This window comes from Janthinobacterium sp. 344 (assembly GCF_900112025.1).
Lineage (GTDB): Bacteria > Pseudomonadota > Gammaproteobacteria > Burkholderiales > Burkholderiaceae_D > Janthinobacterium.
Genome location: NZ_FOKL01000001.1, coordinates 81,713 through 99,525, shown reverse-complemented (window position 1 = coordinate 99,525; position 17,813 = coordinate 81,713). Strand labels below are relative to the sequence as shown.

Here is a 17,813-nt window from a genome sequence, read left to right as displayed (position 1 = left end):
CTTGCCCCGGCAGTTGACGTTATCATGTTTTTGTAAGTGTCGGTGGCCGAGGACTCGGCGCACTGGTGAAACATGGCGACAGGCGAAGGCGGGCATGGGCATGGCGAATGATGCGTGAGGTGCCGGGCGGCTTGCGGCCGGGCGGCGGGACGGGCAGGGCGGCGGTGCGCCGCTGGGGCCGCGCATGGCTGCTGACGCTGTGCGCCGCCGTGGCGGTGGCTGCGCCGGCTGACGCCGCCGATGCCGTACCCTTGCACGGCAAGCGCATCCTCTTCCTCAATGCCTACGATTACGGCCGCGCCGGCGTGGAATCGTACACGCGCACCTATGTGGCCGCCATGACGGCGGCCGGCCTGGCCAGTGAAGATGTCATGGTCGAGCATCTGAACCTGAATACCCAGGGCGATCCGGCGCTACGCGGCGAGATGCGCGATTTGTTGCTATTAAGATACACGCACATGATGGGGCGCAAGGCCGATCTGATCGTCGCCATGCAGCAGCCGGCGCTCGATTACCTGCTGACGGAGCTGGCGCCGATGGCGCGCGGCGTGCCGGTGCTGGCGATCAATACGTCCGGCAAGGCATTGCCCGCCGGCAGCGCGGGCGTCATCTGGCAGCAAAAGGCGAATGTCGATTTTCCCGGCACCCTGGCGCAGGCGATGGCGCTGTTTCCCGAGACCAGAACCATCGTCATGGCCGTTGGCGCCAGCGAGGCTGACCAGGCCTTGAAGCGCAACATGCAGCAAGCGGCGCAGGCGTGGCAGGGCAGGGTGGCCATGCAGTATCTCGACAAGCTCACCCTGGCGCAGATGCGCGCGACGGTGGCGCACTTGCCGCCCGCTACCTTGCTGGTGGTGGGCAATGTCAACCGCGACGTGGCCGGCAGCGTCGCCACGCCGGTGCAGTTCGCGGGACAGCTGGCGCGGCTGGCCAACGTGCCCGCCTTCGGCATGTACAACGCCAGCATGGGCCAGGGCATCCTGGGCGGCTCCGTGCTGCATATCGAGCGGGCCGCGCAGCAGGTGGCGCAACTGTCGCTGGCGCTGCTGGCCGGCAAGGCGCCCGCCGCGCCCGGCGCCTTGCTGCCGCCGTCGCATCCCGTGCCCATGTACGACTGGGAGCAGCTGCAGCGCTGGGATGCCGACATCAGCGCGCTGCCGCCACACACCGTCTTCGTCAACCGCCCGCCGCAACTGTGGCACGAGCACCGCGCCGCGGTCCTGTCGGCAAGTGCCGTGTTCATCCTCATGGCGATTTTGCTCAGCGCCTTGCTGCTGCAGCGCCGCCGCCTGCGCCGCGCAGAGAGCGAGGCGCGCGAAAGCGAGCAGCGCTTCCGCATCCTGGTCGAGCATGCGCCCGAAGCCATCGTCGTGTATGACCTGGACCTCGATCGCTTCATCGATGCCAACAGCAGCGCGCAACGCATGCTGGGCTTGTCGCGCGCGGAATTGCTGAACAAGGGGCCGTTCGACCTGTACAGCGCGGAGCAGCCCGACGCCTTGCCGCTGGGTCTGATGGTGGAAGAGCATTTGCGCCGCGCCATGCAGGGTGAACCGATTCTCGTCGAGCGCAATGTGCGGCGCGCCGACGGCACGGTCATTCCCTGCGAGGTGCGGCTGGTCAGATTGCCGATGGAAGGGCGGCGCCTGGTGCGCAGCGGCATCGTCGATATTTCCGAGCGCAAGCACAGCGAGCAGGAGCTGCTCGGCTACCGCGACCACCTGGAAGAGCTGGTGCAGCAGCGCACGGCCGCGCTCTCCGTCGCCGTCACCGAGGCGGAATCGGCGAACCGCGCGAAGAGCGTCTTCCTCGCCAACATGAGCCACGAATTGCGCACGCCCCTCAATTCCGTGATCGGCTTTTCGCAGATGATGGCCGATTCGAGCAGCATGTTCGAGGAAGAAAAACATAACCTGGCCATCATCAATCGCGCCGGCCACCATCTGCTGACCCTGATCAACGACATCCTGGAACTGTCGAAGATCGAGGCGGGCCGCATGCAGCTGCAAACGGGACCGGTGGACTTGAACGGCTTGCTCGACGAAGTGCTCGAGATGGTGCGCATGCGCTCGGGCGACCAGGGCATCGCGCTGCGGCTGGAGCGCGCCAACGTGCCGCCGCTGGTGCGCCTCGACGGCGCCAAGCTGCGCCAGGTGCTGCTCAATTTGCTGTCGAACGCGCTCAAGTTCATCGAGCAGGGCAGCGTGACCCTGTCCCTGCATTGCCAGGCACGGGAGGGCGGCCAGGTGGCGCTGTCATTCGCCGTGCGCGATACGGGCAGCGGCATCGCCGAGCAGGACCTGGAGCGCATCTTCGAGCCGTTCGTGCAGGCCGACAGCGCCGTGGCGCAGGCGGGCACGGGACTGGGCTTGACGATTTCGCGCGAATTCGTGCGCCTGATGGGCGGCGAGCTGGCCGTCGAATCGGCGCTGGGCGAAGGTTCCGTCTTCCGTTTCAGCCTGCATGCGCCCGTGGTGCAGCGGCCCGCCGTCGCGGTGCCGGCGCCGGGCCGCGTGGCGCGCCTGCCGCCCGCGCAGCGCGGCCGCGCGGTGCTGCTGGTCGACGATGACGAAAACTGCCGCAAGCTGCTGGCCGGCTTGCTGGCGCCGCTGGGATTCCAGCTGCAGGAAGCGGCGGGCGGGGTGCAGGCGCAAGCCCTGCTGGCGGCGCGGCGCTACGACATCGTGCTCAGCGACTGGCGCATGCCGGACATGGATGGCCTGGCCCTGACGCGCTGGCTGCGCGCGCAGGCCCACTTGTCGCAGCCGCGGCTGGTGATCATGACGGCCTCCGCCTTCGAGGAAGAAAAGCAGGAAGCGCTGGCGGCGGGCGCCGACGGCTTCCTGCGCAAACCGATGGAACAGGAGCACCTGTTCGCCATGCTGGAGCAGCAGCTGGGCGTGCGTTTCCAGCGTGCTCAGGGTGACGCCGCCGAAGCGCCGGGCAGGCAGGGCGCGCCCGCCGAGGCGCTCGACCTGCGACAGGCCATGCTCCAGCTCGACGCCGTCGAGCGCCAGGCGCTGCTCGAATCCGTGCAGGCGCTCGACTTGCGGCGCAGCGCCATCGTGCTGGCCGGCGTGGCCACGCGCTGGCCGCAACTGGCCGGGCAGATCAACGCCATGCTGGAGCTGCACCAGTACCAGCCGCTGTGCGCCCTGCTGCTGCAGACGGGCCGCGAAACGCAAGGCTCGGAGGCATGAACGTTCCCGCAGCCAGAGGCGCGCGCCTGGGCGGCGTCTCCATCGTGCTGGCCCTGAGCGTGGCCCTGACCTTTGTCGTTACGGCGCTGCTGCTGGTGTTTGCCGTGCTGTTTTACCAGTCCGAGCGCGACCAGCGCTGGCAGCAGCTGCACCGCAGCCTGTCGCTCAGCGCGGACCAGCTGGCCGTGGCCATCGAACTGCCGCTGTGGAACCTCGATGAAAAGCAGATGCAGGCCATCATGCGCAGCACCCTGGGCAACCGCGAACTGGTGGCCAGCGCGCTGACGCCCGGCATCGGCAAGGATGCGCTGGCGCTGCGCCGCAATGCGGCCGGCGCCTTTGATGCGCTTTCCGCGCCGCCCGACGAGGCGGGGCTGCTGGTGCAGCGACGCGCGGTGACGATGGGCGGGCAAGTCATCGGCAGCGTCGCCGTGTATGCCACGCCGGACCTGCTGCATGCGCAGCTGCGCCAGCGCGCGCTGGCCATCGGCGCCATGATCGTGGCGCTCGACGTGATTCTCGTTGCCAGCATCTGGCTGCTGATGTGGTGCCTGATGCTCAAGCCCCTGCGCGCCATCGGCCAGTATGCGGCCGGCGTCAAGGCGGGGCAGAGCGAAGCGTCGGGCACGCCGCCGAGAACCTGGTTCTTGGGCGAACTGCGCACCTTGTACCGCGCCATCCGCGACATGGTGGCGCTGCTCGACAGCCGCTACCGCGCCTTGCAGCGCAGCGAAGAGCGCGTGCAGATGGCCACCGGCGCGGCCAGTATCGGCATCTGGGACTGGAACGTCATCAGCGATGACTTGCAGTGGGACGAGCAGATGTACGCGCAGTTCAGGGCCGCTGCGGGCAGCGCGCCGGCGCCGGCGGCCATCTGGCGCGCGGCGCTGGTGGCGGACGACGTGCCGGCGGCGAAAGTCGCCCTGCGCGCGGCGCTGCAGGCCGGCCACGCGTTCACGCACGAGTACCGCATCGAGTGGCCCGATGGCGCCATCCGCTACATCAAGGCCGACGCCGTGATTTTCCGCGACGGGCGGGGCCGGCCCATGCGCATGGTGGGCTCGAACTACGACATCACGGCGCACCGCGAAACGGAACTGGAACTGCTGCGCCACCGCCATCACCTGGAAGACCTGGTGGCCGAGCGCACGGGCGCGCTGTCGGTGGCCGTGCGCCAGGCGCAGGCGGCGAACCGCGCGAAGAGCGTCTTCCTTGCCAACATGAGCCACGAACTGCGCACGCCCTTGAATTCCGTGATCGGCTTTTCGCGCCTGATGGCCGCCTCGCCCAACATGCTGGCCGATGAAAAGCGCAACCTGGCCATCATCCACCGCTCCGGCAACCATCTGCTGACGCTGATTAATGAAATCCTCGACCTGTCCAAGGGCGAGGCGGGACGCCTGCAGGTGCAAACGGCGGCGGTGGCGCTGGCGCCGCTGCTGCAGGAAGTGATGGATATGCTGGACCTGCGCGCCGGTCAGCAGGGGCTGGCGCTGCGTCTCGATTGCGTTGCCGTGCCGCCGGCGGCGCTGCTCGACGCCACGCGCCTGCGCCAGGTGCTGCTGAACCTGACGTCGAACGCCATCAAGTTCGCGGGCACGGGCTGCATCACCTTGCGCGTGCGCGGCGAACGTCAGGACGCGGACCACTGGCGCCTGTCCTTCGCCGTCAGCGACACGGGCGCCGGCATCGCCATGGAAGACCAGCAGCGCATCTTTGAGCCGTTCGTGCAGGCCGATAGCGCGGGACCGCAGGAAGGCACGGGCCTGGGCCTGGCCATCTCGCGCGAATTCGTGCGCCTGATGGGCGGCGAACTGACGGTGGAGTCGGCGCCGGCGCAGGGCGCCACCTTCCGTTTCAGCATTCCTGTGCAGGCGGCCCGGCTGCCGCCGCAGCCACCCGTGCCGCCGTCGATGCCGCTGCCGGTGCCGGCCGGCGAGCTGCCCATCCTGCAGGCGCGCGACCTGGCGCTGCTGGCACGGGACGAGCGCGGCGCCTTGCTGGTGGCGCTGCGCGAATTGAACCTGGCCCGCGTGGCGCTGCTGCTGGCCGGCCTGCCGCCGGCGGCGGCGCCGCTGGTGCCGGGCTTGCAGGCGATGCTGGAGCGGCATCAGTACCGCCAGCTGTGCGCCTTGCTGGAGGAGGAGGGCAGCGTGGAAGCGGTATGAAAGTGTGGACGGCCAACATCGCTTTGGATAAAAAGGCAAGCAAAGTGCTGGCGATGGATGGTGCTAAATTGCAATAAAGATTATGATGATAGTACGTAGTTCACTGCAAAGAAATGTCTTGTCCAGCGTGGCAATTGTGCGCCGCGCCTCATCCAAAGCTGAGAGAACTGCTACATGCACCGCGATTTTTCGGAAGTGAATTCGAAGGGCGAAGTACTGATCGTTGAAGATACGCCGGCTTCGCTGAAGCTGTTGAGCGATTTGCTCGGTGGCGCCGGTTACGCGGTGCGCCAGGCGCCGAACGGGGAACTGGCCCTGTGGACGGCCGAGGCGCGCCCGCCGGAGCTGATCCTGCTCGACGTGCGCATGCCCGGCCTCGACGGCTTTGAAGTATGCCGCCGCCTGAAGGACATTCCATCGCTGCGCCAGGTGCCGGTGATCTTCCTGTCGGCCCAATACGATACGGACGACAAGGTGCGCGGCTTTGCCCTGGGCGCCGTCGACTTCATCGCCAAGCCCTTCCAGGCCGAGGAAATCCTCGCCCGCACCGACGCCCACGTGCGCCTGGCGCGGGCGCAGCTGCAGCTGGCGCAGGAGCGCGCCAACCTCGAGCGGCGCGTGGCCGAACGCACGGCGGAACTGGAACAGGTGGCCAGCACCTTGGCGCGCGAAGTGCAGATCCGCCGCGCCAACGAGGAATTGCTGCGGCTGTCGGGCCAGGTTTTCGAGGCCACGCAGGACGCCATCCTGATCACCGATCCAGCCGGCATCATCGTCACGGCCAATCCCGCCTTTACGCGCATCACCGGCTACGCCGCGCAGGAAGTGGTGGGCACCGACATCATGCGCCTGCACGCGGAATACACGGGCGAGGCGGTGCTGCTGGCCCTGCGCCAGGGCTTGCGCAGCAGCGGCTGCTGGTCGGGCGAGGTGCAGACGCGGCGCAAGAGCGGCGACACCTATCCCTGCCTGCTCAGCGCGTCGACCGTGCATGGCCCCGATGGCGGTGTCGTCAACTACGTGGGCGTGTTCCTCGATATCAGCGAGCGCAAGGCCGAGCAGCACCTGATCGACTTCCTCTCCTACCACGACGCCTTGACGGGCCTGCCCAACCGGGTGCTGATGCGCGAGCGCTTCGAGCATGCGCGCGTGAACGCCGTGCGCGACGGCCAGCAGGTGGTGCTGATGTGCCTGGACCTGGACCGCTTCAAGAACATCAACGATTCGCACGGCCAGGCCGTGGGCGACAAGGCGCTGCAGGTGGTGGCGCGCTTCCTGTCCGGCTGCGTGCGCGAGGGCGACACCGTGGCGCGCCAGGGCGGCGACGAATTCCAGATCCTGCTGCAGGACGATGCCTTGCTGGGACGTACCCTGGCGCTGGCGCAGACCATCCTGGCCGGCCTGCGCGAAGAGCTCAGCGTCGATGGCGAACGCCTGGCCCTGACCACCAGCATCGGCATCGCCATGTGCCCGGCCGACGGCGACAGCCTCGATGACGTGCTGCGCCACGCCGACACGGCGCTGGTGCGCGCCAAGGAAATGGGGCGGGACCATTACGCCTTTTTCACCGAGCGCATGGGCAGCGATATCCGCGCCCGGCTGGCCATGCAGCAGCAGCTGCGCGGCGCCATCGGCCGCGATGAATTCGAGGTGCATTACCAGCCGCAGATGTGCTTGCGCACGGGCGCCATGCTGGGCGCCGAAGCCCTGCTGCGCTGGGACAATCCCGTGCTGGGCAAGGTGCCGCCGGGCCTGTTCATCGCGCTGGCCGAGGAATACGGCTCCATCACGGCCATCGGCGAGTGGGTGCTGGAAAGCGTCTGCGCGCAGATTCGCGCCTGGCACGACGCGGGCCTGGGCAGCATCAAGGTGGCCGTCAACCTGTCTGGCAAGCAGTTCGCGCAGGACCGCACGGTGCCGTTCGTGGAGGCGGCGCTGCGCAAGTACGGCATCGCGCCCGCCTGCCTGGGCATCGAGATCACGGAAAGCACGGTGATGGGCGATCCGGACAAGGCCGTGGCGGCCCTGACGCGGCTGAAGGACATCGGCGTGGGCATTTCGCTCGACGACTTCGGCACCGGCTATTCCAGCCTGGGCTACTTGAAACGCTTCCCCATCGACGTGCTGAAGATCGACAAATCCTTCGTCGACGACGTCACCACCAGCAGCAGCGACGCGGCCATCGCCCGCTCCGTCATCTCGCTGGCGCACAACCTGGACATGCGCGTCATCGCCGAAGGCGTGGAAACGCGCGCGCAGGTGGATTTTCTGACGGAGCACGGTTGCGACGAGATGCAGGGCTATTACTTCAGCCGGCCCCTGCCGGCGGAGGCCTTCACGGCGCTGCTGCGCGAAAAAAGGATGCTGGCATTGGCGTGAACGGGTATGCTGGTTCCTTTTTCTTTTGGGCAAGTATTCCGTGAAAAAACTGATCCCTGCGCTGCTGGGCGCGTGCATGCTGTTCGGTACCGCCGCCGGGGCCGCTCCCGGCGGCCCCATGCCTGCCGGCGCCGCTGGCCGCTTCCAGCAGATTTATGGCGCCGAATGGCAATGGCGCCAGGAGCAGAAGCTGGACGCCGGCCTGCCCCGCGTGGACGCCGCCACGCAGGAAGCGCGCCGCGCCTACTGGGAGCGCGTGCTGGCGCAGCTCGATGCGCTCGATGCGGCCAGCCTGGCGGGCGAAGATGGCGTCAACTTTGCCGTTTATCGCGCGCAGGTGGCGGCCTTGCTGGCGGCGCAGCGGTTCCGCGAATATGAGCGGCCCCTCAACGCCGATACGGCTTTCTGGAATGACCTGGCCTATGCGGCCCGCAAGCCGCTGCGCAGCGCCGCCGATTACCGCGCCTATATCGCGCAGCTCCATGACGTGCCGCGCTATTTCCGCGAACAGATGGAGAATATGCGCGCCGGCTTGCGGCGCGGTTTCACGCCGCCGCGCGTGACGCTGGCGGGACGCGAGCGGGCATTGGCCGAGGTGGCCGATGCGGCCGATGCGCGCAGCACCCTGTACTACCAGCCATTCCGGCAGCTGCCGGCCAGCCTGCCCGTGCCGGAGCAGGCGGCCCTGCGCGCGGCCGCCGTGCAAGCCATCCGCGACGCCGTCATGCCCGCCTTCGGCGAGCTGCACGCCTTCATGCGCGACGTGTACATTCCCGGCGCGGGCACGGCCCTGGCGGCCGAACGCCTGCCCGACGGCAAGGCATATTATCAGTCGAAGATCACGGAATTTACCACCACGGACCTGAGCGCGGCGCAGATCCATGCCATCGGCGTGCGGGAAATGGCGCACATCCGCGCCGAGATGCAAGCCACCATCGCGCAGACGGGCTTCCAGGGCGACTTTGCGGCCTTTCTGCAATTTTTGCGCAGCGATCCGCAGTTCTATGCGCGCACGCCGCAGGAGCTGCTGATGCGTTCGGCCTGGGTGGCGAAGAAGTTCGATGCCAAGGCGGCGCAGTATTTCGGCTACCTGCCGCGCCAGCGCTTTGCCATCATCCCTGTGCCGGACGAGCAGGCGCCCCATTACACGTCGGGCCGCGGCGGGCCGGGCGTCTACCTGGTCAACACCTATGATCTGCCCTCGCGACCCCTGTACAGCATGCCGGCGCTGACCCTGCACGAATCGGCGCCCGGCCATGCCTTCCAGATGCCGGTGGCGCTGGAGCAGAAGGGCCGTCCGGCCTTCCGCCGCGCCTACATCTCCGCGTATGGCGAAGGCTGGGCCCTGTACTGCGAGCGCCTGGGCGCCGAGATGGGCATCTACGAGAATGCCTATGAAACCTTCGGCATGCTCAGTTACCAGGCCTGGCGCGCCGCGCGCCTGGTGGTCGACACGGGCATCCACGCGCAGGACTGGACGCGCGCGCAGGCGCAGGCCTACCTGCACGAGAACACGGCCCTGTCCGCGCATGAAATCGAGACGGAAGTGGACCGCTACATCTCCTGGCCGGGCCAGGCGCTGTCCTACTATCTGGGCGAGATGGCCATCCTCGATGGCCGCCGCAAGGCAGAAGCGGCGCTGGGCGCGCACTTCGACATCCGCGCCTTCCACGACATGGTGCTGGAAATGGGGTCCGTGCCGCTGCCCGTGCTGGAACGGCGCATCGACAGCTTCATCGCCGACGGCGGCAAGAGCCCGTACCTGGCGGCGCCGTAATGGCTTGAACACGGCGGGCGCACCATGGTGGTGCGCCCGCTGCGCGCCTGGCACATTCCAGTGCGTGATTCTCACTTTTTCCCTCGCTGGCGGTGCGGCGCGCCGTCACATGGCGCCCGCCATCATCGAGCGGCACCCGCAATTATTGGCACGCTTCCTGCTTTATTGATCGTTATTTACACGATTGCAGTGCATGCCAGACAGCTCCCATCCCGCAACGCTCCTTGACACCGGCACGCACGGCGCCTGGCAGGCGCATTTGCGCCTGGGCTTTGCGCTGCACGATGGCGTCAGCCGCCTGGTCGAGCGCGCGCACAGCGGCCCGCTGCGCGTGCAAAAGCCCCTGTATCCGGAAGGCGGCGCCGTCTGCCACGCCATCATCATCCATCCGCCCGGCGGCGTGGTGGGCGGCGACCAGCTGGCCGTCGATGCGACGGCGGGCGATGGCGCGCACGCGTTTCTCACCTCGCCGGGCGCGGCCAAGTGGTACCGTGCCAACGGCCACGTCTCGGGCCAGCACATCGTGCTGCGCGCGGGCGCGGGCGCCGCCATCGAGTGGCTGCCGCAGGAAAGCATCTTCTTCGACCAGTCCTGCGTGCGCCTGCGCCACACGGTGGACCTGGCGCCGGACGCCAGCTACATCGGCTGCGACATCGTCTGCCTGGGCCGCAGCGCCGCGGGCGAAACTTTTAACGAGGGCAGCATTCGCCAGCACGTGCAGATCCGCCGTGGCGGCAAGCTGCTGTGGTGGGAGCAGGGCGTGCTGGCCGCCGGCGGCGCGCTGATGGCCAGCCCCCTGGGCCTGGCGGGCCACACGGTGTGCGCCACGCTGATCGCCGTCGGCCGTCCCATCGCGCCGGCCGTGCTGGCGGCCGTGCGCGAAATCGCCGTGCCGGACGGCGCCGCGTTTGGCGCCACGCACATGAAATCGCTGGTGGTGGTGCGCCTGCTGTGCGGCGACAGCGAGGCGGCGCGCCGCATCATGCTGGCCGCCTGGCAGCTGCTGCGCCCAGCCATGCTGGGGCGGGCCGCCGTCGTGCCGCGCAGCTGGAACACTTAGCATCTGGAACACTTGAACAGGAAAGAAGCGCAAGGAAAACCATGGACCTGACTCCCCGCGAAAAAGACAAGCTGCTGATTTTTACCGCCGCGCTGCTGGCCGAACGGCGCCTGGCACGCGGCTTGAAACTGAACTATCCGGAAGCGGTGGCGCTGATCAGCGCGGCCATCATGGAAGGCGCGCGCGACGGCAAGTCGGTGGCGCAGCTGATGTCGGAGGGCACGCGGATCCTGTCGCGCAGCGATGTCATGGACGGCATCGCCGAGATGATCCCCGACATCCAGGTGGAGGCGACCTTCCCCGATGGCAGCAAGTTGGTGACCGTGCATCACCCGATACCGTAATGTGAGTTGAACGGCAGGGCGCCATCCGCGCCGTGCCTGTGTGGCGCCGGCGATCCGCCGGCCAGCGTAGGGCGCTTAGACGAAGGAAACCATCATGATACCAGGCGAATACAGATTGGAAGAGGGCGAAATCAGCATCAATGCGGGCCGCGCCACGGCCACCGTGGTGGTGGCCAACCGGGGCGACCGGCCGATCCAGGTGGGCTCGCATTTCCACTTTTTCGAGGTCAACCCGGCACTGTCGTTCGAGCGCTGGCGCGCCTATGGCATGCGCCTGAATATCACGGCCGGCACCGCCGTGCGCTTCGAGCCGGGCCAGCAGCGCACGGTGGAGCTGGTGGCGCTGGCGGGCGGGCGCAAGGTCTACGGTTTCAATGGCGAAGTGATGGGCGAACTGCACGACACACCACCGGGAAAGGATTGAGATGGCCAGCATTCCCCGCAGCGCGTATGCCGAGATGTTCGGTCCCACCACGGGCGACCGCATCCGCCTGGCCGACACGGAACTGTTCATCGAGATCGAGCATGACTACGCGATCTACGGCGAAGAGGTGAAGTTCGGCGGCGGCAAGGTGATCCGCGACGGCATGGGCCAGTCGCAGCGCTGCGCGGCCGAGGTGATGGATACCGTCATCACGAATGCCGTCATCCTCGACCACTGGGGCATCGTGAAAGCCGACATCGGCCTGAAAAACGGGCTGATTTTCGGCATCGGCAAGGCGGGCAATCCGGACATCCAGCCCGGCGTCACGCTCCCCATCGGCGGGGCGACGGAGATCATCGCCGGCGAAGGCATGATCGTCACGGCGGGCGGCGTCGACACGCACATCCACTTCATTTGCCCGCAGCAGATCGAGGAAGCCCTGATGAGCGGCGTGACCACCATGCTGGGCGGCGGCACGGGACCGGCCGTGGGCACGGCCGCCACCACCTGCACGCCGGGACCGTGGCATCTGCACGCCATGCTGGCGGCGGCCGACGCCTTCCCCATGAACCTGGGCTTCATGGGCAAAGGCAATGTGAGCCTGCCGCTGCCCCTGGAAGAGCAGGTGCGCGCGGGCGCCATCGGCCTGAAGCTGCACGAGGACTGGGGCAGCACGCCGGCCGCCATCGACAATTGCCTGTCGGTGGCCGAGCGCATGGATATCCAGGTGGCGCTGCACAGCGACACCCTCAACGAAGGCGGCTTCCTGGAGCACACGCTGGCCGCCTTCAAGGACCGCACCATCCACACGTTTCACACGGAAGGGGCGGGCGGCGGCCATGCGCCCGACATCATCGCCGCCGTCGGCCAAGCCAACGTGCTGCCCTCGTCGACGAATCCGACGCGCCCGTTCACCGTCAACACGCTCGACGAGCACCTGGACATGCTGATGGTGTGCCACCACCTGGATCCGGCCATTGCCGAAGACGTGGCCTTTGCCGAGTCGCGCATCCGCAGCGAAACCATCGCCGCCGAGGACATCCTGCACGATATCGGCGCCATTTCCATGATGTCGTCCGACTCGCAAGCCATGGGCCGGGTGGGCGAGGTGATCATGCGCACCTGGCAGACGGCGCACAAGATGAAGGTGCAGCGCGGCGCCCTGGCGCCCGACACGGCGCGCAGCGACAATTTCCGCGCCAAGCGCTATATCGCCAAGTACACGATCAACCCGGCCATCACGCACGGGATATCGCACGTGGTGGGCTCGATCGAGGCGGGCAAGATCGCCGACATCGTGCTGTGGAAGCCGGCCTTCTTCGGCGTCAAGCCATCGATGATTTTAAAGGGTGGCATGATCGCCGCCGCGCAGATGGGCGACCCGAACGCCTCCATTCCCACGCCGCAGCCCGTGCACTACCGCATGATGTTCGGCGCGTTTGGCGGCGGCCTGAAAAAGTCGTTCACCTTTGTCTCGCAGGCGGCCTACGACCTCGATATCGGGCATCAGCTGAAACTGAACAAATCCCTCATCGCCGTGAAGAACATGCGCGGCCTGCGCAAGCACGACATGATCCACAACGGCGCCACGCCGCACATGGAGGTGGACCCGGAAACCTACGCCGTGCGCGCCGACGGCCAGCTGCTGGTATGCGAGGCGGCCGCCGTGCTGCCCATGGCGCAGCGCTATTTTCTTTTTTAAGCAGGAGACACCATGCTCACATTGCATACCAAACTGGCGGCTGATGATCATCGCGCCGCCGTTGCCCAACTTGTGCTGCCCTACGACCAGCGCGAAAAATGCCGGCTGCGCGCCGTGCTGTCGACTGGCGAGGACGTGGCCGTGTTCACCGTGCGCGGCACGGTGCTGCGCGACGGCGAGCGCATGACGGGGCCGGAAGGCCAGGTGGTGCGCATCGTCGCCGCGCGCGAACCGACCTACCTGGTGCGCTGCCTGGACGCCCATACCCTGCTGCGCTGCGCTTTTCACCTGGGCAACCGCCACACGCAGGCGCAGGTGGGCGACGGCTTCCTGCGCATCCGCAAGGACGTGGTGCTGAGGGAGATGCTGGAAGGCTTGCAGGCGAGCGTGACGGAGGAAAGTGCGCCGTTCGAGCCGGAGGCGGGCGCGTATGGCGGCGGCCATGGCCACCACGACGGCCACGGCCAGCACTTGCTGGCGCCCGTGCCGCTGCGGCAGAAGATCCACCGCCCCGGTGACACTGCGTGATGCAGGCGTCTGCCCTGCTGCATTTGCTGCAGTTCGCCAGCCCGGCCCTGCCGATCGGCGCCTACAGTTATTCGCAGGGGCTGGAGGCGGCGCTGGAGTCAAGCCTGGTGCATGACGCGGCGACGGCGCGCGACTGGATCGCGCAGCATCTGGCGCAGGTGGTGGCGCGCTGGGAAGCGCCGCTGTGCTGGCGCTTGATGCAGGCGTTCGAAGCGCAGGATTTGCGCGCCGTGCAGCGCTGGAGCGAGCGCTTCATCGCTTCGCGCGATACGGCGGAATTTCGCGCCGAGACCATCCAGATGGGGTATTCGCTGACCAAATTGCTGGCCGAACTGGGCGTAGCCGACGGCGTCCTGATCGACATGCTGCAGGGCCAGCCGGAGGTGGCCTTGCCCACGGCCTATGCCTGCGCCGTGGCGGCGCTGGCCATTCCGCGCGAGGAGGCGCTGCTGGCCATGCTGTTCGCCTGGGCGGAAAACCAGGTGCTCGTGTGCGTGAAATCCGTGCCGCTGGGGCAGGTGGCGGGCCAGCGCCTGCTGCTGTCGCTGCGGCCGGACCTGGAGGCGGCGGCCCGCACGGCGCAAACCTTGGCCGACGACGAGATGGGCAACTGGGCGCCCGGCCTGTCGCTGCTGTCGATGCGCCACGAAGTGCAGTACAGCCGGCTGTACCGCTCCTGAACCATTTTATGAGAGACAAGCAATGACTTCAATAAGCTCCAATCCGCTGCGCGTGGGCATCGGCGGCCCCGTCGGTTCGGGCAAGACGGCCCTGTGCGAAATGCTGTGCAAGGGCATGCGCGAGCGCTATGACATGGCCGTCATCACGAACGACATCTACACCAAGGAGGACATGGAAATCCTGCTGCGCGCCGATGCCTTGCCGGCCGAGCGCCTGATGGGCGTGGAAACGGGCGGCTGCCCGCACACGGCCATCCGCGAAGACGCGTCCATCAACCTGGAAGCCATCGCGCGCATGCAGGCCGATTTCCCCGACCTCGACCTGATCCTGGTCGAATCGGGCGGAGACAATCTTGCCGCCACCTTCAGCCCGGAACTGTCGGACCTGACGATTTACGTGATCGACGTGGCGGGTGGCGAAAAGATCCCGCGCAAGGGCGGGCCCGGCATCACGCGTTCCGATTTGCTGATCATCAACAAGACGGACCTGGCGCCGCACGTCGGTGCGGACCTGGACGTGATGGCCCGCGACGCCCGGCAGCAGCGCGGCGAGCGCCCCTTCGTGTTTACCAACCTGCGCAGCGGCGACGGCGTGCAGGTGGTGATCGATTTTATCCGCGAGCAAGGTTTGCTCGACCAACCGAACAAGGAACTGCAATGAGCGCAAGACTGATGACAAAAACAGCCGCCTTGGCCGCCTTGTGCCTGCTGGCCTTGCCGGCCATGGCGCATCCGGGCCATGGCGAACACGCGGGCTTCCTGGCCGGCCTGGCCCACCCCTTCACGGGCGTCGACCATTTGCTGGCCATGCTGGGCGTGGGCATCTGGGGTGGCCAGCAGCGCCGCGGCCTGGCGCAGCCGGCCACGTTTCTGGGCATGCTGCTGCTCGGCGCGCTGGCCGGCATGGCGGGCTTGACGGTGCCGGGACTGGAAACGGGCATCGCCGCCACCGTGGCGCTGGTGGGGCTGGCCATCGCGCTGGCACTGGCCTTGCCGAACTGGCTGGGCATGGGCCTGGTGGGCGTGTTTGCCTTGGCGCATGGCAATGCGCATGGCCTGGAATTGCCGGCCGCCTCGGCTGCCTTCGGCTTCATGCTGGCCTCGGCCATGTTGCTGTTTGCGGGGCGCTTCATCGGCCAGGTACTGGCCGAGCGCATGCTGCGCCTGGCCGGCGTGGCCTTGACGGCCGCCGGCGTGCTAATGATGGGAATGAATTAATTCGGCCGGCGTTCGGACAGCACGATGGGCGCCGCGTTTTCCGGGTGCAGGCCCTGGTGGCCCGCATACACGGCGGCGATGGCCGCCATGTCGTCCTCCTTGTCGCCCGTCAGATACAGGTGGTCGACCACGCCCAGGATTTTGTTCGGGTAATCGATATACACGAGCAGCAAAGGCACCTTCGCGGCCAGCGCCAGGTGGTAAAAGCCGCTTTTCCAGTTCGGACGGTAGCTGCGCGTCGCTTCCGGCGTGATGGCCAGCCAGTACCAGTCGGCCGCCTGCATGCGCTCGGCCTGGCGTTGAATCGTGCCGCTGGTGGTGCTGCGGTCGACGGGTTCACCGCCCAGGTAGCGCAGTACCTTGCCCAGCGGGCCGCGGAACAGCGAATCCTTGGCCAGCCAGCGGAAAGGCAGCGATAGCGCCCATTTGCCGAACAGGCCCACCATGAAATCCCAGTTCGAGGTATGCGGATACACGACGGCGATGCCGCGCGGTCCGGGCAAGGGGCGAAAGCGCATGCGCCAGCCGAACAGATGCAGCACCCGCAGCGCGCAGCGCTGGTGCCAGGTCGGCAAATCGCTTGCTTGTACAAATAAATCGTCCATTGATACCCTTTATATATGTGCGTGTCTCTGTTTTTATACGATGGCGCGGAGGGCCATGTTGCTTGAAGCAAAAATTCTGCGCAGGCATTCTATACGGGGCTGGCGGCGGCGACAAGCAGCCGGGGCCGCTGTCCATGCGGCATCGGGGCCGTTGCCCCTGCCATTTTAACCATGCTTTGACACTGTGCCGGGCACTAAATGTGCGTCAGGTGGTCAAAACTTGATGTAGTGCTGATCCACCAGACATGGAGCCGTGGCATGAAAAACAACATCGATGTGTTGAGTGGGAATGATAATGGGGACAATGTCAGGACAGACAAGGTGATGGCCGAGCTCGTCGAACGGGGCGTCGCCTTTCACCATGCCCTGGGCCGGACGGTGGCGACGGCGTATCTGCGCGAGCACGCCGTGCCGGCCGAGGTGATATACCGCGTCTTCAGCAGCGCGCAGGCGCGCCGCGCGGCACGCCCGGCACGGCGTCGATGGCGTTAAGCGCCTGGCCAAGGCGCCGCCAGAGGTAGCGGCAAGTAACAACGGCGGGCGCCGCGATCGTCACGCAGTGAACTGCGATGGTATCGTTGCGCCCGCCGTCAGGCGAGGGAAGGGGTGCTTGTCGGCTGGGTATGGCTCGGCGTGCTCAGGCCTGTGCCGCCAATGCCGGATAATCCGTGTAGCCGGCCGCATCGGGCGCGTACAGCGTGTCCGCATTCAGCGGGTTCAATGGCGCGTCGCTGCGCAGGCGGATCGGCAAGTCCGGGTTGGCGATGAACCACAAGCCAAAGGCCACGGCATCGGCTTCGCCCTTGGCCAGCAAGGCTTCAGCCGCCGCCTTGTCCATTTTTTCATTGGCGATGTAGACGCCGCCGAATTCCTGCTTCAGGTACGGACCCAGGCGGTCTTCACCCAGCGCTTCGCGCGCGCAGATGAAGGCGATGCCGCGCTTGCCCAATTCCCGTGCCACGTAGCCAAAGGTGGCGCGCGGGTCCGAGTCGCCCATGTCGTGCGCATCGCGGCGCGGGGCCAGGTGCATGCCGACCTTGTCCGCGCCCCACACGGCGATGCACGCGTCCGTCACTTCCAGCATCAAGCGGGCACGGTTCTCAATCGAGCCGCCATAGTTGTCGGTGCGCTGGTTGGTGCTGTCTTGCAGGAACTGGTCGAGCAGATAGCCGTTGGCGCCATGGATTTCCACGCCATCGAAGCCCGCTTTTTTCGCATTCTCGGCGCCCAGGCGATAGGCCGCCACGATGCCGGGAATTTCTTCCGTGGCCAGCGCGCGCGGCGTGACGAATTCCTGTTTCGGACGCAGCAGGCTCACATGGCCGGCCGGCTTGACGGCGCTGGGCGCCACGGGCAGGTCGCCGTCGAGGAAGACCGGGGCGGAAATACGGCCCACGTGCCACAGCTGCAGCACGATCAGGCCGCCCGCGTCATGCACGGCGTCGGTGATGTGTTTCCAGCCTGCCACCTGTTCCTCGGACCAGATGCCCGGCGTATCGGCATAGCCCACGCCTTGCGGCGTGACGGCCGTCGCTTCCGAGATGATCATGCCGGCCGAGGCGCGCTGCGTGTAGTACTCGGCCATCAGCGCGTTGGGCACGCGGCCCGGGTTGCCGGCGCGCGAACGCGTCAGCGGCGCCATGATGATGCGGTTTTTCAGTTGCAGGCTGCCAATGGTGATGGGGTCGAATAAGGTTGCCATGATTGTCCTTGTGGGTAGCGGTGGGA

At 67.1% G+C, this 17,813-nt stretch carries 15 protein-coding genes; 13 read left to right on the top strand and 2 right to left on the bottom strand.

Translation table 11 applies throughout. The annotated features are described in order from the left end of the window. Positions 1-107: 107 nt before the first annotated feature. From BM193_RS00435 to BM193_RS00380, 12 genes are all read left to right on the top strand, one after another. A complete protein-coding gene (locus tag BM193_RS00435) occupies positions 108-3,200 on the top strand; it encodes a sensor histidine kinase (protein ID WP_092794276.1) in 3,093 nt (1,030 codons plus the stop codon). Continuing rightward, positions 3,197-5,368 (top strand): sensor histidine kinase, encoded by a 2,172-nt coding sequence (locus BM193_RS00430; RefSeq protein ID WP_092794273.1) that lies wholly within the window; start codon positions 3,197-3,199, stop codon positions 5,366-5,368. The genes BM193_RS00435 and BM193_RS00430 overlap by 4 nt, the downstream gene beginning before the upstream one ends. 174 nt (positions 5,369-5,542) lie before the next feature. After that, positions 5,543-7,747: an EAL domain-containing response regulator gene (locus BM193_RS00425; protein ID WP_092794270.1), complete on the top strand. Its 2,205-nt coding sequence runs from the start codon at positions 5,543-5,545 to the stop codon at positions 7,745-7,747. Positions 7,748-7,787: 40 nt separating this feature from the next. Further along, positions 7,788-9,524 carry a DUF885 domain-containing protein gene (locus BM193_RS00420; protein WP_254785750.1) on the top strand — a complete coding sequence of 579 codons (1,737 nt, stop codon included), beginning with the start codon at positions 7,788-7,790 and terminating at the stop codon, positions 9,522-9,524. A 193-nt stretch (positions 9,525-9,717) separates the two neighbouring features. Continuing rightward, on the top strand, positions 9,718-10,584 hold the full coding sequence (locus tag BM193_RS00415; protein WP_175533109.1) for an urease accessory protein UreD: 867 nt from the start codon (positions 9,718-9,720) through the stop codon (positions 10,582-10,584). Positions 10,585-10,625: 41 nt separating this feature from the next. Then, a complete protein-coding gene (locus BM193_RS00410) occupies positions 10,626-10,928 on the top strand; it encodes an urease subunit gamma (RefSeq protein ID WP_092794266.1) in 303 nt (100 codons plus the stop codon). A gap of 94 nt (positions 10,929-11,022) precedes the next feature. Then, the gene (locus tag BM193_RS00405; RefSeq protein ID WP_092794263.1) at positions 11,023-11,352 is read left to right on the top strand and encodes an urease subunit beta; all 330 of its coding nucleotides are present in this window, start codon (positions 11,023-11,025) and stop codon (positions 11,350-11,352) included. A 1-nt stretch (position 11,353) separates the two neighbouring features. Further along, on the top strand, positions 11,354-13,054 hold the full coding sequence (gene ureC / locus BM193_RS00400; RefSeq protein WP_092794259.1) for an urease subunit alpha: 1,701 nt from the start codon (positions 11,354-11,356) through the stop codon (positions 13,052-13,054). Positions 13,055-13,066: 12 nt separating this feature from the next. Then, entirely contained in the window at positions 13,067-13,582 is a 516-nt protein-coding gene (gene ureE / locus BM193_RS00395; RefSeq protein WP_092794255.1) for an urease accessory protein UreE, read from the top strand. After that, positions 13,582-14,262 (top strand): urease accessory protein UreF, encoded by a 681-nt coding sequence (locus BM193_RS00390; RefSeq protein ID WP_092794252.1) that lies wholly within the window; start codon positions 13,582-13,584, stop codon positions 14,260-14,262. The genes ureE and BM193_RS00390 overlap by 1 nt, the downstream gene beginning before the upstream one ends. 22 nt (positions 14,263-14,284) lie before the next feature. Further along, entirely contained in the window at positions 14,285-14,923 is a 639-nt protein-coding gene (gene ureG, locus BM193_RS00385; protein WP_092794250.1) for an urease accessory protein UreG, read from the top strand. Further along, positions 14,920-15,480, top strand: coding sequence for a HupE/UreJ family protein (locus BM193_RS00380; protein ID WP_254785748.1), 561 nt, complete (start codon positions 14,920-14,922; stop codon positions 15,478-15,480). Before ureG ends, BM193_RS00380 begins: the two co-directional genes overlap by 4 nt. Here the strand turns inward: BM193_RS00380 and BM193_RS00375 are convergent. Further along, positions 15,477-16,085, bottom strand: a complete 609-nt coding sequence (locus BM193_RS00375) for a 1-acyl-sn-glycerol-3-phosphate acyltransferase (protein WP_092794246.1) — start codon at positions 16,083-16,085, stop codon at positions 15,477-15,479. The genes BM193_RS00380 and BM193_RS00375 overlap by 4 nt on opposite strands. A gap of 258 nt (positions 16,086-16,343) precedes the next feature. Here BM193_RS00375 and BM193_RS00370 point away from each other — a divergent pair, with 258 nt between their 5' ends. Further along, on the top strand, positions 16,344-16,577 hold the full coding sequence (locus tag BM193_RS00370; protein ID WP_092794243.1) for a hypothetical protein: 234 nt from the start codon (positions 16,344-16,346) through the stop codon (positions 16,575-16,577). Positions 16,578-16,722: 145 nt separating this feature from the next. Here the strand turns inward: BM193_RS00370 and BM193_RS00365 are convergent, their stop codons facing one another. Further along, positions 16,723-17,787, bottom strand: a complete 1,065-nt coding sequence (locus BM193_RS00365) for an alkene reductase (protein WP_092794241.1) — start codon at positions 17,785-17,787, stop codon at positions 16,723-16,725. Positions 17,788-17,813: the final 26 nt, after the last annotated feature.